Source organism: Streptomyces sp. NPDC048337, assembly GCF_043201175.1.
Classification (GTDB): Bacteria; Actinomycetota; Actinomycetes; order Streptomycetales; family Streptomycetaceae; genus Streptomyces.
This window is the reverse complement of record NZ_JBICYR010000020.1, coordinates 1-21298: the sequence shown is the minus strand read 5'-3', so window position 1 is coordinate 21298 and position 21298 is coordinate 1. Positions and strand designations below refer to the sequence as shown.

At 69.4% G+C, this 21298-nt stretch carries 19 protein-coding genes and 2 pseudogenes; 10 read left to right on the top strand and 11 right to left on the bottom strand.

The annotated features are described in order from the left end of the window. Window positions 1-56 precede the first annotated feature (56 nt). The gene (locus tag ACGFYU_RS27635; RefSeq protein WP_393830151.1) at window positions 57-1826 is read left to right on the top strand and encodes an IS481 family transposase; all 1770 of its coding nucleotides are present in this window, start codon (window positions 57-59) and stop codon (window positions 1824-1826) included. Window positions 1827-1904: 78 nt separating this feature from the next. Here ACGFYU_RS27635 and ACGFYU_RS27630 read toward each other — a convergent pair whose 3' ends face one another. Further along, window positions 1905-2477 carry a hypothetical protein gene (locus tag ACGFYU_RS27630; protein ID WP_393830006.1) on the bottom strand — a complete coding sequence of 191 codons (573 nt, stop codon included), beginning with the start codon at window positions 2475-2477 and terminating at the stop codon, window positions 1905-1907. A gap of 91 nt (window positions 2478-2568) precedes the next feature. On the opposite strand from ACGFYU_RS27630, the gene ACGFYU_RS27625 reads away from it, so the two are divergent. Continuing rightward, window positions 2569-3812 (top strand): IS3 family transposase gene (locus ACGFYU_RS27625; protein WP_393830005.1). Its coding sequence is split into 2 segments (ribosomal slippage): window positions 2569-2887 and window positions 2887-3812, totalling 1245 coding nucleotides; the frame shifts between segments, so codons are not numbered across the junction. 253 nt (window positions 3813-4065) lie between these two features. Here the strand turns inward: ACGFYU_RS27625 and ACGFYU_RS27620 are convergent. Beyond that, on the bottom strand, window positions 4066-4947 hold the full coding sequence (locus tag ACGFYU_RS27620; RefSeq protein WP_393830004.1) for a dienelactone hydrolase family protein: 882 nt from the start codon (window positions 4945-4947) through the stop codon (window positions 4066-4068). Window positions 4948-5000: 53 nt separating this feature from the next. Between ACGFYU_RS27620 and ACGFYU_RS27615 the strand changes: the two genes are divergently transcribed. Together ACGFYU_RS27615 and ACGFYU_RS27610 are read left to right on the top strand one after the other, a co-directional pair. Next, a complete protein-coding gene (locus ACGFYU_RS27615) occupies window positions 5001-6113 on the top strand; it encodes a GlxA family transcriptional regulator (protein WP_393830003.1) in 1113 nt (370 codons plus the stop codon). 667 nt (window positions 6114-6780) lie between these two features. Beyond that, window positions 6781-7509 (top strand): DDE-type integrase/transposase/recombinase, encoded by a 729-nt coding sequence (locus tag ACGFYU_RS27610; RefSeq protein ID WP_393830002.1) that lies wholly within the window; start codon window positions 6781-6783, stop codon window positions 7507-7509. Here the strand turns inward: ACGFYU_RS27610 and ACGFYU_RS27605 are convergent. Continuing rightward, window positions 7467-8105, bottom strand: a complete 639-nt coding sequence (locus ACGFYU_RS27605; protein WP_393830001.1) for an RICIN domain-containing protein — start codon at window positions 8103-8105, stop codon at window positions 7467-7469. The genes ACGFYU_RS27610 and ACGFYU_RS27605 overlap by 43 nt on opposite strands. 294 nt (window positions 8106-8399) lie before the next feature. Here ACGFYU_RS27605 and ACGFYU_RS27600 point away from each other — a divergent pair, with 294 nt between their 5' ends. Together ACGFYU_RS27600 and ACGFYU_RS27595 are read left to right on the top strand one after the other, a co-directional pair. Next, a complete protein-coding gene (locus ACGFYU_RS27600; RefSeq protein WP_393830000.1) occupies window positions 8400-9518 on the top strand; it encodes a LuxR C-terminal-related transcriptional regulator in 1119 nt (372 codons plus the stop codon). 219 nt (window positions 9519-9737) lie between these two features. Then, a pseudogene (locus ACGFYU_RS27595) lies at window positions 9738-10136 on the top strand (GNAT family N-acetyltransferase); the annotation flags it as partial. A 224-nt stretch (window positions 10137-10360) separates the two neighbouring features. Here the strand turns inward: ACGFYU_RS27595 and ACGFYU_RS27590 are convergent. The 5 genes from ACGFYU_RS27590 to ACGFYU_RS27570 form a co-directional block, all read right to left on the bottom strand. After that, window positions 10361-11272 carry a UbiA prenyltransferase family protein gene (locus ACGFYU_RS27590; protein WP_393829999.1) on the bottom strand — a complete coding sequence of 304 codons (912 nt, stop codon included), beginning with the start codon at window positions 11270-11272 and terminating at the stop codon, window positions 10361-10363. Then, window positions 11260-12507, bottom strand: a complete 1248-nt coding sequence (locus ACGFYU_RS27585) for a 4-hydroxybenzoate 3-monooxygenase (protein ID WP_393829998.1) — start codon at window positions 12505-12507, stop codon at window positions 11260-11262. The genes ACGFYU_RS27590 and ACGFYU_RS27585 overlap by 13 nt, the downstream gene beginning before the upstream one ends. Beyond that, the gene (locus ACGFYU_RS27580; RefSeq protein WP_393829997.1) at window positions 12507-13133 is read right to left on the bottom strand and encodes a hypothetical protein; all 627 of its coding nucleotides are present in this window, start codon (window positions 13131-13133) and stop codon (window positions 12507-12509) included. Before ACGFYU_RS27580 ends, ACGFYU_RS27585 begins: the two co-directional genes overlap by 1 nt. Before the next feature lie 247 nt (window positions 13134-13380). Next, on the bottom strand, window positions 13381-14664 hold the full coding sequence (locus tag ACGFYU_RS27575; RefSeq protein WP_393829996.1) for a wax ester/triacylglycerol synthase domain-containing protein: 1284 nt from the start codon (window positions 14662-14664) through the stop codon (window positions 13381-13383). 98 nt (window positions 14665-14762) lie between these two features. Then, on the bottom strand, window positions 14763-16202 hold the full coding sequence (locus tag ACGFYU_RS27570; RefSeq protein ID WP_393829995.1) for a cytochrome P450: 1440 nt from the start codon (window positions 16200-16202) through the stop codon (window positions 14763-14765). 369 nt (window positions 16203-16571) lie between these two features. On the opposite strand from ACGFYU_RS27570, the gene ACGFYU_RS27565 reads away from it, so the two are divergent. After that, window positions 16572-17066 (top strand): SRPBCC family protein, encoded by a 495-nt coding sequence (locus tag ACGFYU_RS27565; RefSeq protein ID WP_393829994.1) that lies wholly within the window; start codon window positions 16572-16574, stop codon window positions 17064-17066. A gap of 106 nt (window positions 17067-17172) precedes the next feature. Here the strand turns inward: ACGFYU_RS27565 and ACGFYU_RS27560 are convergent, their stop codons facing one another. Further along, window positions 17173-17637 (bottom strand): SRPBCC family protein, encoded by a 465-nt coding sequence (locus ACGFYU_RS27560; protein ID WP_393829993.1) that lies wholly within the window; start codon window positions 17635-17637, stop codon window positions 17173-17175. Window positions 17638-17911: 274 nt separating this feature from the next. Here ACGFYU_RS27560 and ACGFYU_RS27555 point away from each other — a divergent pair, with 274 nt between their 5' ends. Continuing rightward, window positions 17912-18418: a hypothetical protein gene (locus ACGFYU_RS27555; RefSeq protein WP_393829992.1), complete on the top strand. Its 507-nt coding sequence runs from the start codon at window positions 17912-17914 to the stop codon at window positions 18416-18418. A gap of 81 nt (window positions 18419-18499) precedes the next feature. After that, a complete protein-coding gene (locus ACGFYU_RS27550) occupies window positions 18500-18775 on the top strand; it encodes a hypothetical protein (protein WP_393829991.1) in 276 nt (91 codons plus the stop codon). A gap of 171 nt (window positions 18776-18946) precedes the next feature. Here ACGFYU_RS27550 and ACGFYU_RS27545 read toward each other — a convergent pair whose 3' ends face one another. Next, complete coding sequence (locus ACGFYU_RS27545; protein WP_393829990.1) at window positions 18947-19144, bottom strand: hypothetical protein; 198 nt, start codon at window positions 19142-19144, stop codon at window positions 18947-18949. Between the two features lie 253 nt (window positions 19145-19397). On the opposite strand from ACGFYU_RS27545, the gene ACGFYU_RS27540 reads away from it, so the two are divergent. After that, complete coding sequence (locus ACGFYU_RS27540; protein WP_365928774.1) at window positions 19398-20891, top strand: AMP-binding protein; 1494 nt, start codon at window positions 19398-19400, stop codon at window positions 20889-20891. Window positions 20892-20898: 7 nt separating this feature from the next. Here the strand turns inward: ACGFYU_RS27540 and ACGFYU_RS27535 are convergent. Beyond that, window positions 20899-21204, bottom strand: a pseudogene (locus ACGFYU_RS27535) (spermine synthase); the annotation flags it as partial. Window positions 21205-21298: the final 94 nt, after the last annotated feature.

Genomic DNA, 21298 nt, shown 5'->3' with positions numbered 1-21298 from the left:
TTGACTCTGACGTGGCGGATGCGCGCGAGGCGGAACCTGTGGACGACCGGCGGTGGATGGCCGAGCACCGGTACCGTGCGGTGTTGCAGATGTTGGACGGTTCACCTGTCGCTGAGGTGGCCCGCCGGTTCGGGGTGTCGCGGCAGACGGTGTACACCTGGGTCGAGCGGTACCACGCCGGAGGACTGGGCGGGCTGGTGGACCAGTCCCGCCGGCCGCACACCTCACCCCAGCAGGTGGCCCCCGAGGTCGAGGCCCTGGTCTGCGAACTGCGCCGGACCTATCCACGCTGGGGTGCCCGCCGCATCGTCTACGAGCTCGGCCAGCGGGGCATGAAGCCGGTGCCCGGCCGGTCCACGGTGCACCGCATCCTGGCCCGCAACGGACTGATCAACCACCAGGAACAGAACCACCGCCGCGTCTACAAGCGTTGGCAGCGCGACGCTCCGATGCAGCTGTGGCAGCTCGATCTCATGAGCGGGGTGTTCCTGGCCGGCGGCCGCGAGTGCAAGCTCGTCACCGGCATCGACGACCACTCCCGGTTCATCGTCATCGCCAAGGTGGTCGCCCAGCCGTCCGGCCGCGCAGTGTGCACCGCGTTCGCCGAGGCCATGACCACGTACGGAGTGCCGTCGGAGGTTCTGACCGACAACGGCAAGCAGTTCACCGGCCGCTACACCAAGCCGTTCCCGGCCGAGGTCCTCTTCGAGCGGATCTGCCGGGAGAACGGCATCACCGCCCGGCTGACCAAGCCCCGCTCGCCCACCACGACCGGGAAGATCGAGAGGTTCCACAAGTCGCTGCGCCGTGAGCTCCTCGACCACGTGGGACCGTTCGCCGACCAGGGGACGGCACAGGCAGCTATCGATGCCTGGGTCCACGGCTACAACCACAAGCGCCCGCACCAGGCCCTGCAGATGGCCACCCCGGCCTCCGCGTTCCGTCCCACCGAGACCAAGGATCAGCAGCGCGAGGTCCACCTGCCCGAGCCGGAGGACGAGCGAGCGTCCGCCGTGGCCGAGCTGCTGGCGCCACAGCTTCCCTCTCTGCTGCCCTCGCCGCGGCTGCCGGTCGACGAGTCCCACATCCGGGCCGTCGAGTTCGAGGCAGTCATCTCGCCGATCGGCAGGCTCTGCCTGCCCAACAACCAGCAGATGAAGTTCCCCGCCGCCCTGGGCGGACGCAGGACCACCATCTGGGCCGACGAACGCAGCATCCACGTCTTCATCGACGGCGATTTCGCCCGCACCCGCGTCTCCAAGCTCACCCCGGCCGACCTGAAGGCTTTGGTGCAGCGGGGCGGCCGCATCGCCGGGCCTGAGCCGGCCGCTCCGGCCCTGATCGATGAGGCGAAGCCCGCTCTCGTGGTCGAGGTCGACCGTGTCATCGACCGGGACGGCGACATCGGGCTCGGGGGCCAGAAGGTGAAGATCGCACACCATCTGGCCGGACAGCCCGTCACTCTTCGCTTCGACGGCCAGCTGATGCACGTCATCGTCGACGGCCGCGTCATCAAGACCATGCCCGCGCCTGTCCCGCCGGAGAAGCGGCGGCAGATCAGCGGCGCCCGAAGCCCGCGCACCATGGTCATCCCGCCCTCCGTCCAGGCTCTGCGGGCCCGGCGGAAGGTGCCCCCGGACGGCCGCGTGATGCTCGGCGGTCAGCGACTGCGGATCGGTCGCGCGCACGCTGGGAAGACCGTGACGATCCTCCTTGAGGACACCTGCTTCCGGGTCCTCGACGGCGACGTCGAGCTGTCCACCCACCCCCGCACCAGCGACAAGCCGATCACCGGGTTCAGGGCGCCCAACCGCACCGAGTCGTAACGGCTGTCCAGCATCTTCCGGTGACATCAAGCATGTCGTGGAGCCGATCTGTCCAAGATCTCATGGGACCTCACACCGTCAGTTCAGGCAGTGGAACTCCAGCTTGCAGATCTCCTCGGGACGCCGGCCGGTGTCCATCAGCAGTTCCACCGCGACGCGGATTTCGCGGCAGGTCATCTCCTCGAACACGTCCAGGTGCGCGCAGAGCTGCCGCATCACCTCGGGCGGCAGATCCTGGCCCTCCTCCGAGGGCTCCGGCGGCTTTGGGACGTCGTGCCGGGTGATCACAAAGTCGTCGGGCAACCCAGCCATTGGCCCATCTGCCCTGGTCAGACCCATCACGCGGCCTTGCCGCAGCACGTTGCGGGCCGCCCGCACGTAGGTGGTGCGGGTGCCGGCGGCGATGCGGCCGTTGGCCTCCAGGAACGTCATCCGGTTCAGGTAGTTCTCGATGTCCGCCCACCCCAGCGCCGCGGTGTCCATGCCGTGGTCCTGGCGGGCGTCCAAGCTCCGCGACAGGAAGGACAGCCCGGTCAGGTGTTGGCGGGCGTGGGAGGACGTGCTGCGAGAACGCACCCGGGTCAGGTAGTCGCGGGCCCAGCGCTTCGCGGCCTCCCTCAGCCAGGGCTGGTGGACGGCGGTGAAGTCCACCGAGCCGCGGTGTCCGAAGACGGGACCTGTCCCCGAGTGGTGGACACCTCTGAGCCCGGCCCCGGCAGGGGCAGGGTAGGAGGCATCTTTTATGGTGATGAAGGTCTACTCGCCTGAGTTCAAGGCGGACGCTGTCGCGCTGTACCTGTCGGACCCGGGCCACACCTTCGAGGGCATCGGCAAGGATCTGGGGATCAGCCGCGAGACGCTGCGTAACTGGGTGCGGGCCGAACGGGCCCGCCGTGGCGGGAACAGCACGACGAGTACGGAGAAGAACACGGTGGATTCCCCGCCGACGGCCGAGGAGCTTCAGGCCGAGAACGAGGCCCTGCGCCGCGAGCTGGCGGCAGCGCGCAAAGAGACGCAGAAACTCGCCACCGAGCGTGACATTCTACGCAAGGCGACGAAGTTTTTCGCACAAGAGATGACCTGGTGACCAACCGCTTCCAGTTCATCGAGGACCACCACCGCGCCTGGGGCGTGAAGCGGTTGTGCGCCGTGCTGGAGATCGCCCGCTCCAGCTTCTACAAGTGGCGGGCCGGCCGCGCGGCCCGTGCCGCTCGTGAGCAGGCCGACGCCGCTCTCGCCGAGCGGATCCGGGCCGTGCACACCGAGTGGGACGGCACCTACGGCCGGCCCCGGATCACCGCCGATCTGCGCGAGGACGGCGAGCGCGTGAACCACAAGCGCGTCGGACGGGTCATGCGTAAGTACGGCATCGCCGGGCTGCGGCTGCGCAAGCGTCAGGTCACCACCGTGCCCGAACCGTCCGCCACACCGATGCCCGACCTGGTGGGGCGCGACTTCACCGCGAGCGCCCCGAACACCAAGTACGTCGGCGACATCACCTACCTGCCGGTGGGCGACGGCGACTTTCTGTATCTGGCGACCGTGATCGACTGCTTCTCGCGCCGTCTGGTGGGCTGGTCGATCGCCGACCACATGCGCACCTCGCTGGTCACCGACGCACTCCGTACAGCCGCCCGGGTCCGCGGCAGCCTGGCCGGCGCCGTCTTCCACAGCGATCACGGAGCCCAGTACACAAGCAGGGCATTCGCCGAAGCCTGCAGGTCAGCAGGGGTCCGACAGAGCATGAGTGCGGTCGGGTCCAGCGCGGACAACGCTCTCGCAGAGTCCTTCAACGCGACCTTCAAACGCGAAACGCTCCAGGGCCGAAAGAGCTGGCCCAACGAGCGCCAGGCCCGACTCGACGCCTTCCGATGGCTGACCCGCTACAACACCCGACGCCGGCACTCCCGCCTCGGACACCGCAGCCCCATCACCTACGAAGCCGCACTCGAAGCTCCACCAACTACGCTGGCACCAGCCGCATAAACCGTGTTCAGGATTCGGGGTCAAGGCCCAAGGGCTTTTGAACAACCCTCCTGGTCGCACTGGCTTTTGCGGGGGCCGGTGCGGCCGTTCCCGGCCGGGCTGGAAGTCGAGCGGACGGTCAGCCATCAGCTTGACTCTGGTCCAGTTCGACGGGAACGTCAACTCCGTCCATCCCGGCTTGCCCTGAGTCCAGGTCAAGGTCCTCACCGCCTGGGCGACAACGTCCTGCGGATCGCCACCGCGGGCCGCGCGTTCATCGCCCAGCACCGCCGGGCCCCTCGGGGGTCAGGGCAGACAGTCCGGGACGACGGTCACACGGGGCGTCCTTCCCGTGCGGGTGCAGACGGTCCGCCAGGAAGGCGAGGATCTCGTCGCGGGCCCGGACCGTGGGGTGGCCGGCCTCGTCGACGAGATGGGCGGTGACGACACTGTGCGGGGTGCCGACCAGGTCGGCGAAGAAGGGCGGCGGAGCTGGGTTGGCCGCGGTGTCCGGCAGGACGCGCCCGTCGAAGGCGTCGCCGAGCAGCGCCCGGTATGCGGCGAAGCGCTGCCCGGTGCACCAGCGGTCGCCCTCGAATCGGTAGGCGAGGACGGAGAGTCCGTCGCGCTCGAGCCGGTCGCGCACCGCGCGTGCGTCCGCCGCGCCGAGTTCGAGTCCGGCGGGATCGTCGAGCGGCAGCGAGGGGTGGTTGACCACGGGGGCGATCACGGCCGGCTCCAGGGCCATGGTGAGGGCGAAGTTGCCGGTGAAGCACAGGCCGATCGCCCCCACACCAGGCCCCCCGCATGCGGTGTGGGCCTGGCGCGCCAGTCCGCGCAGCCAGACCGTCACCGGGCTGGTGCCGCCCCCGGCGAAGGCGCGGAACTCCGCGCTGACGCAGGCGCGGCGGACTTCCTCCCGGCCGCCGTCGACCGTGGGGAAGGCTCCGTCCCTCCCGAACAGTGAGGGCACATGGACGGTGAAGCCCGCGTCCCGCACCCAGCGCGCGAGCCGCAGGACGTCGGGGCTGATGCCCGGCATCTCGGGCAGCACCACGACGGCGGGCCCGGCCCCGGCCACGTACACCGTCTTCTCCACCCCCTCCACGGCCACGGTCCGGCGGGTGAAGTCGGTGATCGGATCGTCGTCGCTCATGGGGCCAGCCTGGTGTCCGGATCGGCCGCCGGGTGAGGGGCGGGATCGCCAATGTGCGGGGTAGTCTCGCCACCCGCGAGGTGGACGATCGGGACGCGGTCGGCGACGGCGGGCCGGGGAAACCAGGGGGTGCGGGAGCGATGGTGCGCGCGGCGCGGCAGAGGGAGGACGGTACGGGTCCGGGCGCCGGGCCCGGTGAGCTGCGGGTCGGGGTCCTGGCGTACCCGGGCTGCTTCGCGTCCGAAGTGTTTGGCGTCCCCGACCTGCTGACGATGGCCGCGCACGTCGCAGGACCGGACGCGCCCGGCTACCGGGTGTCGGTCGTCTCACCCCGTCGCCGGGTCACCGCCTCGGGCGGCGCAGGCCTGGACGTACGTCCCCCGCGCGAGGCCGACGTCCTCGTGGTCCCGGGCTTCGAGTTGCGCCCGGACACCGATCTCGACGCGCGGCTCGCCGGGCTCGCCCCCGAGATCGCGGTGATCCGCGCGCAGGCCACCGCCGGCACCGCCGTAGTCTCCCTCTGCGTCGGCGCGTTCCTGCTCGCCGAGTCGGGACTGCTCGACCGGCGCCGGGCCACCACCTCCTGGCTGTACGCCGGCGAACTGGCCAGGCGCTGTCCCGACGCCGACGTGCGCCCCGAGCACCTGGTCGTCACCGACACGGGGGTGACGACCACCGCCGCCTTCAGCGCCATGTACGACTTCGCGCTGGACCTGATCCGCCGGCACAACGGCGCCCGGGTGGCCCGGACCACCGCGCGGCTGGCGCTCGTCGACGACGCACGGGCCTCCCAGACCCCGTACGTCGACCCACGTCTCCTCCCGCGGCCCGGCCGGGAGTTCTCCCAGCGGGTCATGCGGCGGCTCGACCAGAACCTCGCCGAGCGCTACGACCTCCCCGCACTCGCGGACGCATTCCACGTCAGCACCCGCACGCTGCTGCGCCGCTTCGCCGAAGAGACCGGACACAGCCCGCTCGCCCATCTGCAGGCCTCCCGGGTCCGCCGCGCCCGCCATCTCCTGGAGACGACCGACCGCACCGTCGCCGCAGTCGCCGCGGTCGTCGGCTACCAGGACCCGGGCACCTTCTCCGCTCTCTTCGCCCGCCACACCGGCCACCGCCCGAGCGCGTACCGGGCCGCCTTCCGCCGCACGGACCGGGAGTAGTCACGGTTCTGGGGACCGGCACCGCGAGCCGCCGTAGGCCGTTCGAGTGTCCGCCCGTCGGCAGGGAAAGGACTGGGTCGGTGGGGTGGGCATGGCAGGCGCCGGGGCCTCGGTGGGCGACGCGGGTGACCTGGACCAGCCCGAACACGGTGGCCAGCCACCGCTGGTGGCCTGGCCCTGCCAGGGCAGTACCTGACCCTCCGGCCCGGCACCACGATCGGGCCTGCACCTGCACGGACCTGCTTCTCCTTGCGCTGACCGCGAAGGTCCAGGTGGTCCTGCGGCAGCCGTCGGAGCAGGTCCCGCCCCGCCGCGTCGAGGAGCTCCTCCGGTTCGGCGTGGGTCCACGTGCTGGCATCGCTGCCCGACAGGGTGCGGATCAGCGTCTCGAAGTTGCTCAGGGAGCGGGCAAAGGAATCAGTGGTGGCATGCGTGTCGTACGTTTCATCTCCAGGGCTCTTCCCGTCCAGCATCGATGGGGTCGCTCACCTTCGAATACAGGCGCGGAAAGAGCCCTGCTGTCAACGGGAGTTGGGCGAAAAGTCACCCCTGCGACGGGCCGGGGTGAGCATGCCCGGCGTGTCCTCGTCCAGCCAGAGTTGGCGGCCAAGGAGCACACCTGCTCTTTCGGACAGCAGGTGAAGGTGTCCCGGAGCGCGATCGACCGGTGGGCCAGGCACCACAGCAGCAGTGGGTTCGCCGCGCTGGTCCCCGAGCCGCGCAAAGCAGTGCCCCGGACCCCGGCGGAGGTCTTGGACCGGGCGGCGGCGCTGAAGAAGGAGAACTCGGCCGGACGGCCGCGCAGATCCAGCGGATCCTGCGGACCACGCAGGGGTGGTCGCCGACCGACCAGACGCTGCAGCGGCACTTCGCCGATGCCGGCCTGACGGGCGATGGCGGCGACAAGAGCGTGTTCGGCCGGTTCGAGGCCGCCCGCGGCAACGAGCCGTGGACCGGGGACGCCCTCCACGGACCGAAGATCGGCGGCCGCAAGACGTACTTGTTCGCGTTCATCGACGATCACAGCCGAGCGATCGTCGGGCAACGGTTCGGGTTCGCCGAGGACACCGTCCTCCTGGCCGCCGCCCTGGGGCCGGCCCTGTCTGCCCGCGGAGTCCCGGAGTCGATCTATGTCGACAAAGGGTCGGCGTTCGTGGACAGCCGGCCGCTGAGGGCCGGGGCGTCCCTGGCCGTCCGGCTCACCCACTCCAAGCCCGGACGGCCTCAGGGCAGAGGGAAAATCGAACGGTTCTTCCGCACCGTCCGTGATCAGTTCCTGGTCGAGCTCGGCGCCGGCATGACCGACGTCCGGCCCGCGCAGTGCCCGAGGACACTGCGCGGGGGTGAGTCCGCTCATACGGTGTTGAGGTACCAGCGCTGGTTCCTCTGCGGGTAGCCGAGGCACTCCCACTGGTGGACGTTGGCCTTGTTCTGGGTCGAAACACCCTCGACGTCAAGGCACTTGCCGCTGTACTCCGAGACGAGGTTGAACGTGTTGTGGTTCTCCTGCCAGGCCTGGCCGCTGATGCGCCACCGCTGGTTGGCGCCGCCGTGGCAGTTCCACTGAACGACGTTGCCCCCGTTCTCGGTCGAGAATCCTGCGACGTCCATGCACTTGAAGCTGTGGCCTGCCTTGAGGTAGTACGAACCGCCCCCCGCGTCCTCCAGGTACCACAGTTGGTTGGTGGCCTTGTAATTGCCGCAAGTCCACTGCGCGACGTTGTCCCCGTCGCTCCCCGGGTTCCACGGATCGCCGTTGACGTCCGCGCACTTGCCGCTGTGCAGGGCCACGATCTGGAACGGGCCGGCCGCAGACTTCAGCCCGGTCTTCCCCTGGGTGCCCTTCGCATCGGCACCGTCCGGCACCACCGGTAACGCGGAGGCAACCGCCCCCGTCGTCGGGGCTGCCTGGGCCACTGGTGGCAGCGCCATGGCCAGCCCTCCGAAGAGCACCGCCGCCAGCGCGACCGTCCGATTGCTCCGTGCGGACATGGTTTCTCCCTGTCATCGTTGCCGATCGTCTAGAGACACCATCGTCATCCCACTCCGGCGGCCCGGAACATCCCAGAAATCTGGGATCCGTGCGGCTCACAGCTCCCTGCAGCCCGCGGCGGTTCCCCTCTGCCGCATGCCACGGGCGTCGCCACGACCGCCTTCCCGGGGAGCGGCAGCCGCTGCCAGCCCGCAACGGACATGGCCCCGCCTGGCCGTTTATCGATCGTCCAGCGCCCCGGGCGACGATCTGCACCTTCCCCTGACAGCAGGGGACGCAGAGGAGGCGACTTCATGCGCGATGTCGGCCGGGCGTTGCGGAGCCCGTCGGGCCCCGCCTTACAAGCGGCGCAGAAGCGAGCAGTACGGGCCGGGCAGCAGGCCGCCACCCCTGTGACGCTTTTCGAAGAAGCGGTGCCCGAGGTGGCCGTCGCCATGCCGTTCGACCTCTGGGCCGGGGTACTCCTCGACCCGGTCACACTTCTCAACACAGGTGGCTGCTTCAGGCACGGCGTCAGTGCCCAGTGGATGCCCCGGATGCTCGACATCGAGTACCGCGAGGGGGACGCCAATCAGATGCCCGCGCTCGCCAAACAGTCCATGCCGGTGGGCAGCCTGGCGTCCAGCCTGGACGGCCGCCTCGAGCGCAGCGTCCGCTATCGCGACATTTACCGGCCGCTCGGTCTGGGCGACGAGATGAGGGTCGTACTGCGGGACGCCGGCCGGGTCTGGGGTGCGCTGGTGCTGGCACGAGCCGCGGACCGTCCGCCATTCTCGGATGCGGAGCTGGCGTTCGCGGCGGGCCTGTCCGCGCCACTCGGTCGGGCCCTGCGGCGCTCCCTGGTGGCGCCGACACGGGCGATGCGTTCCGGAACCTCAGGCATCGCCCTCCTGGCCGCCGACTACTCGGTCATCTCGACATCCTCCACGGCCGCAGCGTGGTTCGCCGAGTTGGCCGAGGAACCCGCTCGCGGCGGGGGTTTGCCAGCCTCCGCCTACAGCGTGGCCGCCGCCGCGCGGCGCAGCGAATCGGGCGGCAGCCGCGCCTGCGTGCGCACCCGTACGGGCGGGTGGGCCGCCCTCGAAGGCTGGCGGCTCGAAGCGCACGAAGAGCCCCGCGTGGCCCTGTCCATCGGGCCCGCGGCCCCGTCGGACCAGGTCGAGGCACTGATCAAGGCATACGCCCTGACGCCTCGGGAATGCGCGGTGCTCACCCAGGTCCTGCGCGGTGCCTCCACCAAGGAGATCTCCCACCGGTTGAGGCTCTCCGAGTACACCGTCCAGGACCACCTGAAGGCAATTTTCGACAAGACAGGCGTGCGCTCCCGCAGAGAGCTCATGGGCCACGTGTTCTTCCGCCACTATCTGCCGGACATCGGCCTCCCCAACGGCCCGCACGCCCCTGTGGCCTGATCCGGCGCCGGGCGGCAGATACGGCAGGAGCGCCGGTGGCCGGCCCATTGCCTGACGCGTTCAGGGGTGGTGACGGTCATCGGAGGAGTCCAGGTAGGACACGGTCCAGTGGACAGGCCGTCAGCTCGGTCGCGACGGAGCGTGGGATTGACGCCGAGGCGACGAACGCGTGTCCGCGCAGTCTGCGCGCACGTACGATCCCCTAACGTGGAGGAGGCGATGGTGATGGTCGAACGGACCGACTGGACCCCGCTGTCCCAGCAGGACATGTCCGCGATCGTCGATCTCGCCAAGAGGTGCCTCGGATCCGATGGCGGCCTCCAGGCGACCACAAGCCCGTCCTTCCTGGCGCGCCGATACACTGGTACCGGCGTGAGGGCCGTCGGCGCCTTCGCCGACGGCCGTCTTCTCGCCTGCGGAGCGGTGGGTACCTCGCCGGATGCCTGCGTGGTGACGGGGCTCGTCGATCCCGCCCACCGCGGCCGCGGCCTCGGGGCCCGACTCCTCGACCACCTCCTCGACCTGGCGGCCGACAGCGGCTTGGGGCGCCTGCAATTGGAGACCGAGTCGTTGACCCCGCAGGCCTCCGCGCTCTTCCGTTCGCGAGGCTTCCGGCAGACATTCGCCGAAGACATCCACCGCCGCGACCTAACGACTCCGCTTCCGTCATGCCCCCTTCCATCAGCCGTTCATGCAGAAGAATGGACTCACGCCACGCAGGGCGCCTTCTACGAGGCCTACCGCGCATCCTTCGCGGACCGCCCCGGACTCCCCGACTGGACACAAGACCAGTGGGTCGACTGGTCGGTCGACGACGCCTTCCTTCCCCTACGCGGCTGCACTCATCGGGTTACGAGACCAGTCACGAAGGCGGCGAGCACGCATGCGGGGTGCAAGCTGGTGATGTTGAAGACGGCCAGTGCGGTCGGCGGCGTGGGGTTTTGGATGAGGCGCCGCGCGGGGATGAGGAGTGTCAGCCCTGCGGTGAGCACGGTTCCGACGAGGCCGATGGGGCCGAAGGACGTCCAGCTGGTCACAGCCAGGGAGATGCTGGCGACAGCGGTGATGGTGAGGAAGACACACGCGGTCTGGGCGCTGCGCAGTGGGCCGAAGGCAACGGGGACGGTCCTGATGCCCATGCGGGCGTCCTCGACGACGTCCGCGAGGTCGTTGGGGATGTTGCGCCCGCCGATCTCCCACGCGGCCATCCACAGTGCGAACAGCCCTAGCGGAACAAGGTCGACGACGGGGGTGGACACGAACCATCCAGCCGATGTTCCCACCGCGACCATGACGCCGCTGACCAGCGTCTTGGCTGCGGTGACGGTGGCGAGCTTGCAGTAGAGCACCTGCAGCAGGGCCGCGGTGACGAACAGTGCTGCGGCGATGAGGCTCAGCAGCATCCCCAGGACGAGAGCGAAGGTGCTGAGCCCGAGTACCCAGGCCAGGGCGTGACGGTGACGCAGTCGTCCCCGAGCCAGTGGGTGGAGTCCGCCGATGCTGTCGATGTCCCGTACGCCGTCTTGGTGGTCCGGTTCGCGGGCGCGGTCCAGGGGTGCGTCGAACAGGTCGTTGGCGGCGAACACGGCGAAGAAGCCGGTGAGGGCGAACGCGGTCACCATGGCGAGTCGAAGTGGCGGGGGCCGGTCTGTGGCGAGCAGCACTGCGACGAGCGGCTGAGCGACGCTCAGCGTGGCCTGGGTACCACGGGAGAGCGCATACAGGGCCTTGACCTGCGGGATTACGAGGGACATACGGAAGTTCCTCGGGGGGTCGGGAAGTGCGGGAGGCGGGGAAGGAGGCCTGCCAGTGCGTCGCCTGAGCCGACGTATTGATGGGCGAAGGCCGTGGCCTTGGGATTCGGCTCCGTCAGTCCGCGCAGGTACGCAGACCGCCAGGCCAGTTCCGGGGCGGCGGAGTGCGACTCAGGCAGGTGTAGCAGGCACAGCAGGTGGTCGGAGAACTCCTGGGCGTGCCGGGCCTGCTTGAGGCGTCGCGTGGAGTAGGCGGCCAGACCGTCCGGATCACCGTCGTGGTAGCGGCGGATGAGGGAGAACGCGAGGTCGGCGGCGTCACCGATGGCGAGGTTCATACCCTTCGCGCCCGCGGGGGTGAGGACGTGCGCCGCGTCACCGGCGAGGAACAGGCGGCCGTGCCGGAACTGCTGGCTGAGCGTGCTGCGTATGCGCAGTGCACCGGCGTCGGAGACGTGGAGGACGCGGGGGAGGTGAGCCTTCGGGCTGTCCAGTCGGGCGAACAACTCGGCGCGTACCCGGGCAGTTGGCCAGTTGTCCGGAGTCTCACCGGCGGGGACCTGGAGGTAGAGGCGGGCGAGATTCTGGGTGCGCGGCATCATGCCGGCGAAACCGCGCGGGTGTACCCCGTAGACCACACGCTCCACGGGACGGTCGACTTCGGCCAGCAGGGTGAGCCAGTCGTAGGGGCAGCTACGGGTGATTTCCCTGCGGCTGTGGGCGGGGACGGTGGTACGTGTGATGCCCTGATGCCCATCGCACCCGACGACGTAGTCGCAGTCGATCGTGGCTGCTGGGCACGTCACGCGCGCCGTGGCTCCCCGTAGCGAAATGTCGGTCACCGGCTGGCCGAAGAACGGGGGTTGGCTCGTCTGTGCCAGCGATGCGATCAGATCGCGAGCCAAGAACTGCTGCGGATAGACCCAGTGGTGCGCGCCGCCGGTGAGCGCGCAATAGTCCAGGCGCAGTCGGCGTCCTTGGCACAGGAAGTCGCAGCTGCCGTGCCGGGCGCCGTCCGCGATGAGCCGGTCGGCCAGGCCGTGGCTGTCGAGATAGGCCACCGTACGGTGCTCCAGCAGTCCGGCGCGCGCACGCCGTTCGACGGCATCCTGGCTGCACCGTTCCACCACATGAGTGTCGATGCCGGCCCGGCGCAGCACGTTGCTCAGAACCAGCCCGGCGGGACCGGCACCGATGACCGCGACCTGGGTGCGCAGCCGTCGGCGGGCTGACATCACAGGTTCCGTCCACGAGCCGGCGCCGGGTGAGCGGCAGTGGCGGGAAAGCGCGTGGGGTCGAACACCTCGCGGATGGCAGCGAGTGGCCCTTCATTGTCCGACAGCAGGTAGATTCTGAAAGCGGCTGACTGTGTGGGGTTGGGCGGCCAGCCGGTGCGGCCGACGTACCGCACTGCCCGGTGGAGGGTCGTCCCCCGGACGGACCGCAGGGCCGCCCCCAGGGGCGCGGCCAGGTCGTTCAGGCAACGCTGGACGTCGCAATCCAGGTCCGTGCGTGCCACGACATGGTTGACCGACAACAGCTGTCCTTTCGGGTCCGTCAGCCTGGAGTGGCGTACGAGCAGGACGCAGCTGTCGTCGGCACCCAGCAAGGTGGCGGCGACGGGTGAGGCTTGGGAAGCCGGAACCTGTTGGATGCGGACGTCGCTGAGATGCACAGGAGTCCCATTGAGGGTTTCCAGCAAGGTGACGGTCAGGCCTTTGCTGCTCAGGAGTTTGCGGGTGACCGGGGATGCGAACCCGCGCAGGCAGTGGTCAGGCTCTGCACCGGCGCCCACGGCGAAGTAGTCGCTCCGGGCACCCTCGGACCGGGCTTTGTCGCGGGTTTCGGCGTCGGTGGTCACGCATGGTGTGAACAACACCTCGCTTGTCCTTTCTCGGCGGATAAGAGGCAGAGCAGCCGGCCGTCCCGGCGCCGACAGGCCGTCGTGCGGTGGTGGCCACATGGTTGTCCGGCCATGGGCACAGGTCCGCGCATACTCCGGCGCGCCCCATGGCGTACCAAGGATGGACCGTGGCGCTGTGCCGAGTTGGCGGATGCGCCCTCGTGTGCCTGGGGCCGTCTGTCGGTGAGACGACGTGACGGATTGGTCAGCACCGCAGCGACGGGTCGCGGGCGACCGTGTCGGCGAGCGCGGTGTCGTCGGTGTGTGCAAGGCCGTCGGCGAGTGCGTGCACGGCCTTTCCCCATGCGTCGTTCAGGGTGTCCAGGTCGGGCAGGGCCTTGTCCGAGACGAAGTGCGCGGTTGCCTGGTCCTGATAGCGCAGCAGCACGACGGAAAGGGGGCAGCCCGCAGGCAGGACCGTCACCGGGTCCACCGCATGTACCGGGGCACCGCGAAAGCTCATCGGGTGGCGGAGGGCCATGTACGAGGTCATGACGTTGGGGCGCTTCGCGCTGGTGAACCAGCGGGTGGCGGGTTTCACGGCGAAACGGGGGGCGTGTCGGGTGATCTGGTACATCGCAGCGCGATGGGTGGGACTCCTCAGCACCCCAGTGGCCTCGGAGACCAGGCGGAGATGTTCCGGCGTGGCGGTGTCGGAGCAGGGCAGCTGGATGTTCGCCAGTCCGATGCGGTTGCCAGGGTGATCGATCTCGTCGGGTCGGCGCACGTTCACCGCCGCGGCGATCTGAACGTGTCCGGCGCTCTGCCCTGGCACATGCTCGTTGATCCAGCGGGACAGGGTGAGTGCGAGTGCTGCCAGGAACACATCGTTGGACGTGCCGCCGTGGGGACGCGCGGTCAGGCGGAGCAAGTCCGCCGGCACCGTGGTGCGTTTGCTGACCCGCTCGTCGGAGTAGGTGAGGCTCTCGTGCCTCCACGGTCCGGACTGTGCGAATGCACGGACCTCGCGCGCGAGGGTGGCAGCCACAAGGAGCCGGGAAGGCTTCGGAGCCTTGGACAGCCCGGGAGCGAGAGCGGCGGACTGAGCCGGGGAAATTTGGGAGGGCCCGAAGAGTACTTCGGCTGCGCGAATGACGGCTGCCCCGTCCATGAGCCCGTGATTGACGCGGTACATGATCGCGTACCTGCCCGGGGCATGGCCGGTCAGAAGGGTGAGGTCCCACTGGGGTCTTTCAGCAGAGAACGGCTTGTGCTGCAGCTCGTGTACGAGACCGTCCTCCAGCGTACGTCCGGGCGGCAGGCAACGGCTGCGGACGTGGTGCTCCAGGTCAAGGGGAACTGCGGCCCATCGGGCTTGGTCGCCCCGGCCTGCGATCGTCATGCCCCAGGCGGGGACGGATTTGATGCGCGCAGCCACATGCGTACGCAGCTCGTCGACGTGCGGTGGGTCACCGATGAGGTGGAGTACGGCTCCGATCTGCGCGCTGCTGTCGGCATGCAGCTTGGCGTCCATCAAACTGAGATGCATGTGCTGTGACTCCTGAGGGGTGGTGTGGGCAGACAAGCGGGCGGGAGATTCGCCTTCTGTCGGCTCCGTGCTCATCGATCCGAAGCACCGCTTCGGTGTCAGGGCGTGGCGTGAGTGAAGTGCGCTGTGCCACGACGATCGTCCGGTGGTCCGCAGAGGCTGCCGTCTCCGGGACTCCGCCGTGCGGAAGTACGCCTGTCCCGTACGGTCGCGGTCAGCGGGGGATCGGGCTGGAGGAGCAGCCCGGTGTACAGGCCACGAGGCGCTTCGAGGACATCGAGCCGAAACCGCTGGGCGAGCGTAGCCAGCAGCAAGACCGCCATGGTCTGGGCGAAATGGGCCCCCAGACAGGCTCGTGCACCGCTGCCGAAGGGGAGCCAGGCACGGTCGCCGAGGGGATCGTGGCGGTGGGGATGCCAGCGCTCGGGGCGGAACTCGGCAGGGTCGGAAAACCACCGCGGGTCGCGCTGTGTGATCCACGGACTGTGAAGCACCGTTGTTCCGGCAGGGATCGCTGCGTTTCCCAGGACAGCGCCGTCCTGGGCCACTGCGAGACTCAGCCACAGCGGCGGATAGAGCCGGAGGGCCTCTCGGAGGATCTGCCGGGTGACGATCAGGTCCTGGTAGTCGTCGACGGACGGGGCGCGCCCGGCCAACACCTGGACCAGTTCGGCTTCCAGCAGCTCAACGGCGTGCGGATGGCCCGACAGCAGGTGCCAGCACCATGTCAGCGCGGTAGCGACCGTCGCCTGCCCGGTGACCAGGAGCGTGACGGCCTCGTCGCGGACCTCCTGCGCAGACAGCGGACGGCCGCAATGGTCGCGAGCCTCCAACAAACGGCAGAGCAGATCCTCCCGTTGGTGAGTGCCGCCCGCTGCCTGCCGATTTCGGATCAGACGCCCTACCTCGGCGTCGATGACGGATACGGCCCGACGCAGGCCGATGCGGCCGGGTGCGGGCACCCATCCCGGCAGGAACTGGCCGAGGCTGCGGATCTCCGCACCCACGATCCTCTCTGCCGTCGCCAGGGCTTCGTCGAGTCCGCCCATGGCCCCGCGGATGTCGTCGCCGAACAGCGTGCGCAGGAGGACACGGCGCGTCAGCAGGACCATGTGCGCGTACACATCGATTCGCATGCCGTCGCGCCAGGTGTCCGCCAGGGCCTGCGCGCAGTCGACCATGACCGGAGCGTTGGCACGTGTCCTTCGTGGACGTACGACGGGTTGCACCAGCGCACGCTTGCGGCGCCATTCGGCACCCGTGCTGAGCAGCACGCTCTGCCCGGCCGCTCGCCGGAACGCCCAGCCCGGCTGTTGGATGCCGAAGGTGCGTTCCTTGGCGGCGAGCAGTTCAGCGATATGAGCGGGATGGAAGATGAACAGGCACCGCTTCTGCGCCAGGGAGACGGTCACCGAGTCGCCCGCATTGTCACTCAGCCCGGTCATGAACCCCAGCGGATCGCGCCGAAACGAGGGCAGGCAGTTCAGCACCGGTAGCCCGGCCGGGCCGGCAACAGCTCTGAGAGGAGGGGCGGTCAAAAGAGCTCCTGAACGGCTTGTCGGATTATTTCGCCGCCCTTTGCTTTCAGGGGAGTTGAACGCGAACGACGGTCCGTAAAAGCGGGCGCATCTGTGTTACCACTGCGGCTCTGTCCTGGCGAGCACGACCCTCCGCGTGGATTGCTTTTAGCTGCTTCCGCTCCGCCTTTACTCGCCGAACACGGAGAGCTTCGAGGTGATCATGGCTTACAGATTATCGTTAAACGCGATTCATTCACGACAGGCTTCGACATGGCTGGCACCCTGGCGCACCCCGTGGGGGTCATCCGCCGTGTCCAGGGGGCAGAATGCCGACAAATCGTCTAGAAAGTGAACGGAAAGAACCCGAACCAGTAAAGGAGAGACAGCATGGTGCAGCTGCCCACCGTCGAGGGCTCCGTCGAGATCAATGCACCTGTGGAACACGTGTACGCAATTTACATGGATCTCGATAATGTGCCGAAACTCGTCGACGACGTCGAGGAGGTGGAACGACTGTCGGACGAGCGGAGCATGTGGACCTTCCGGCATCCGAACCTGCCGAGGGGCACCGCGAAGGTGGAAGTGACTCTCGTGGCCACGAGCCCCAACAAGCGTGCGGAGTGGCGGGCCGTTGAGAAGCCGCTCGTGTGCAGGGCGGTCACCGTCTTCCATTCCCTGGACGGCAACCGCACGCGCATCGATCATCGGACCGAGTACACCGTGGACTTGGGTCTGGGGACTTCACGTCTCGGTGTGGGGGTCACCAACTGGGCAGGGAGCGCCCTTGAGGCGCACCTGCTTGATGCGGTGAAACTGTTCGAGCACATGACCCAAGAAACTCTCCGGAAGGGCAAGGAGTTGGCGGAGTCCACCGCGGGCTGAGCCTTTCCGTTCGCCGAGGTTGGTGGTGGCGGCCATAGTGGGCATCCGTACGGTGTGGCTGCAGCTCACGAGTTGCAGCCACACCGCGACGGCTGTGGTGGAGAGGCTAGCCCGCGGCAGCTCCCGTCAGCTCCCTGCTCCTCTGGAGGGGCTCGTCAGCGGTCGCCTCCGCCCACTTCGCCATGGCTCGCAGGGCCTCATCAGTAACCCTCTTCGCGAGCAGAATGAACTGCTGGCTAACACAGAGGAACACCCCGAAGTCGTGCTCGCTGCGGTGTACGACGCGCGTGCGGTTGCCGTCCAGGGCATGGAACTCCGTGACGGCCTTGCACGGGAACGCGTCCCGTTCAATCTTCCACTCCACACGCTGATTGCGCCGAGCGGACACCAGAACGACTTCCACCCGCACGGGCTCTGGAACGCGATTCCAGGTCCACACGGTCAGTGTGTCCGAGATTCGCTCCACCTTCCTGAGAGGCTCGATCAACCGCGGCAGCCCCTCAAGGTCCATGTAAAGCGCGTACACCTTGTCCACGGGTGCATCGATTTCAATGGAGCCTTCGACTGACATACTGTTTCTCCTTTGCTGGTCCGCCGCTCCCTCACTTCCTAGATGATTTTGCGGCATTCCTCCCCCTGGACACGGCAATTGGCTCCCACTGGGTGAGTCCCGAGTGGCCGCTACTACTCCAGTGCGGTTTCGTGATCCTTCCGGTCGGCTCGTTGAAGGTTCATCGCCGGTGGGTGCGGATCCTTTCCAGGGACGGTTGAGCTGGGGTTTCGCTGATCCGGGTGTGGGCGGGGTGGCGGTTTCTCTCCCGTGGCGGTAGAGGAGGTGGTGCTGGATGGGCTCGTTGTTCGGTGAGCTGGAGGAACGTCAGGCGGCGGTGCAGTTGCGGGTGGAGGAACTCGAGCGGGAGATCGCCGGGTTGACCGTTCGGCTGGAGGTTGAGCGGGGCCGGCTGGATCGGCTGACGGTGACGCGGGAGACGCTGGAGGAACTCGCGGCCGAGGGAGTGGCGCTCGAAGCGGCCCGGCCGCCGGCGGAGACCGAGCCGGTGGGCGGGGGCCGGGTGATGGGGGTGCAGACCGTGACCGCCTGGCGGGAGGGGATGACCAGCGTGGACCTCCCGCCGGTCTACCGCGACATCGTGGACGTGATCGACGACGCGCCGGGAGCGGTGCAGGCGAAGCAGATCGTGCCCAGGATCGGACTGCCCGCCCAGACCTCGAAGATCGAGGCGACACGGTCGAAGCTGAAGCGGCTGGTCGAGCGGGGCTGGCTGGCCGAACAGACGCCGGGACAGTTCACCATCTCAGCCCACCGGGCGGCGGCCGGCTCGGTGAGGTAGGCCAACTCCCGGTGTTCAAGGGGCTCTTCTCCCTACATTCGTAGGTGCGAACCGAAACGAACATCAGGAAGAAGAGCCCGGATGGAACGCTACGGCACCAGCGATGGCCCCGACCCGTTTGCCTGCTCGATGGAGGCGGTGAAGTCGCTGGCAGCACGGCTGTCGGCGCGTGAGACCGCCGAGCTGGACCACGCCGCGGTGGAGCATCTCCTCGCCGGAGAGCACCCGGCGGGCGTGGGCGATGATCTCGTCGTCGCTGGTCTCGAAGACGAACTCCTTCCCCTGCCTGGGCGGGCAGTGGAAGGCGAAGTACGCGGTGGCCATGAGTGGTTCTCCCTGCGTCGGCAACGGTGCTGACAGTGCGGCCAGTCGACCACGAAGCACGCCCGTGCCGGCTGGTCCACACCGGTGATCACTCCATCGGGTGAGCCCGTCCACAGCCGGGATTCACCCCGCTGCCCGGCCTTGGGCGCCGGCCGTCCCGGCCCGGGTCCGCCTGGTGTCCATGTGAGTGCCGGCTGGTCCGGGCTACGCCTGGAACTCGGCGCTCTTCACGCCGTGGAACGTGGCGTTCGCCGGCCGGTTCTTCTCCAGCTCGTCGGCCGGCTGCGTCCACCCCTCGCCGCGCCGCACCACGCCGAGGAACTTCCCGAGTGCCGCCTTGTCGTCCCACAGCTCCTGCGCTGCGCTGATGATCAGCGACTTGAGCCGCTCGTTCTCGCTCACTGCGTTCCCTCCCGGTCGTCGGACACGCACAGGCCTATCCGCCGCCGATCGCAGCCGAACTCGGTGTCCGGCGGAACTGCGCGCGGGCACGCAGTGGCTTCACGCACCGCCCCGACCAAGCGAAAACCCAAGGCCACGGCTTAAAACAGCGGCATTGGGACTAGACGGCCGCCCCCCGGGTCAGACGCCTCCGGGGTCAGCCGCCTCCCGAGGGCCCGTCCTGCGGATCGGGACCGCCGGATACCGTGGCGCCATGAGCACCGGCGCGCGCTACGTCACCGACCTGATCGACGCCTGCGAGCGGTACGCGGACCGCCCCGCCTTCGGGTCGGGGTCCTGGGTCCTGACCTACTCCGAGGTGCTGGACCGGACGTACCGGCTGGCGGGTGCCCTGGCCGGCCTGGGGATCCGGCGCGGCTCCGGGCTGGCCTGCGTAACGGCGGGCAACCCGCCCGAGAGCCTGCTCGTACGGCTGGCCGCGCACGTGCTGGGGGCCCGGCTGACCCACGTGTGCGTCGGCCCCACGACCCACGGACTCGACCACCTGCTACGGGACTGTGCGCCCGCCCTGGTGGTCCACGACACCCCGGTCCCGCCGGGCCCAGGGGCCCGCATCGGCCTGCCCGCACTGCTGGAGTCGGCCTCCGCCCGCGAGCCCCTGCCCGTCGAGGTGGCGGCGCGCGACGAGGACGTGGCCCGGGTGACCTACACGGGCGGTACGACGGGCCGGCCGAAGGGGGTGGCCTCCACCTTCGCCGCGATGGCGGCCCGTACGGCCACCCGCACGGACGCCCCGGGCTCCGCCCCGCTCACCTTCGTGTCGACCGACTCGCTCTCCCAGCGCTCCGGCGGCCGGTGCCTGGAGCAGCTGCGCATCGGCGGCCGCTCGGAGATCCTGCACCCCTTCGGCACCCGGGAGTTCGCCGAGGCCTGCCGGCGGCTCGGGCCCGCGGCCACGTACCTGACGCCCTCGATGCTGTACCGGCTGCTCGACGACCCGGAGACCGCCGACGGCGTACCCGGCCTGGTGCGGGTCTCCTACGGCGACTCCCCCGTCCACCCGGAACGGCTGCGGCGGGCCCTGACCCGGTGGGGTCCGGGGGTGCGCTGGACCCAGGGCTACGGGATGAACGAGGCCGGGGTGCTCAGCCGGCTCTCCCCGGCCGACCACGACGCGGCGGCCACCGACCGCCCCCACCTGCTCGGCTCCGTAGGCCGCCCGGCGCCCGGGGTGGAGGTCGAGGTGCGGGGCCCCGCACCGGGGGCCACCGGGGAGGTGTGGGTGCGCTCCCCGATGGTGATGGCCGGCTACCGCAACCAGCCCGCCCTGACCGCCGAGGTCCTACACGACGGCTGGCTGCGCACGGGTGACGTCGGGCATTTCGACGCCGACGGGTACCTGTACCTCGACGACCGGGTCAAGGACGTGGTCATGGTGCACGGGGCGAACATCTACTGCGGCCCGATCGAGACGGCCCTGACCCGGCACCCCGCCGTGGCCCGGGCGGCCGTCGTCGGGCGGACGGACCCGCTCACCGGGGAGGCCGTGTGCGCCTTCCTCGTCGCCGCGCCCGGGCACGCCCCGACGGAGGAGGCGGCGGCCGAGGCGTGCGCACTGGTCGCAGCGGAGCTGGCGCCGGGGCAGCGGCCGGCGGCGGTGTTCTGGCTGCCGGCGCTCCCGCTGACGGACCGCGGCAAGCCGGACAAGCGGCGCCTGCGGGAGCTGGCGGCGGCTTCGCAGGAGTAGCCCCGGATCAGCGGAAGACCGACGGCGGGGGCGCCGGCGAGGCCACCGCCGAGGCGTCCGAGACCGGGACTGCTCCGCCCGCGAAGTCGATGAGGGCGCGGCCGTGTTCGACCCGGCCGGGGTGCGGGTCGCTCGCCACCCGGCGGGTGAACTCCGCGACCGGGAGCTCCCGGTCGGCGGCCACCAGCACGGCCTTGCCGAAACGCTTCCCCCGCCACACCACGGGGTCGGCGGCCAGCGCCAGTTCCGCGAACCGGGACGCGGCCGTAGCGATCTGGCTCCGCAGGTGGGAGAGCGGCGGACCGTCCGCGAGGCACTGTCACGTTGTCCGGGCGTCTGGGATGATCTTCGGGTTGTCGGTGTCCGGGAGGGGTGGGGGTTCGTGTCGTCTGCGTCGCCGTCGTACA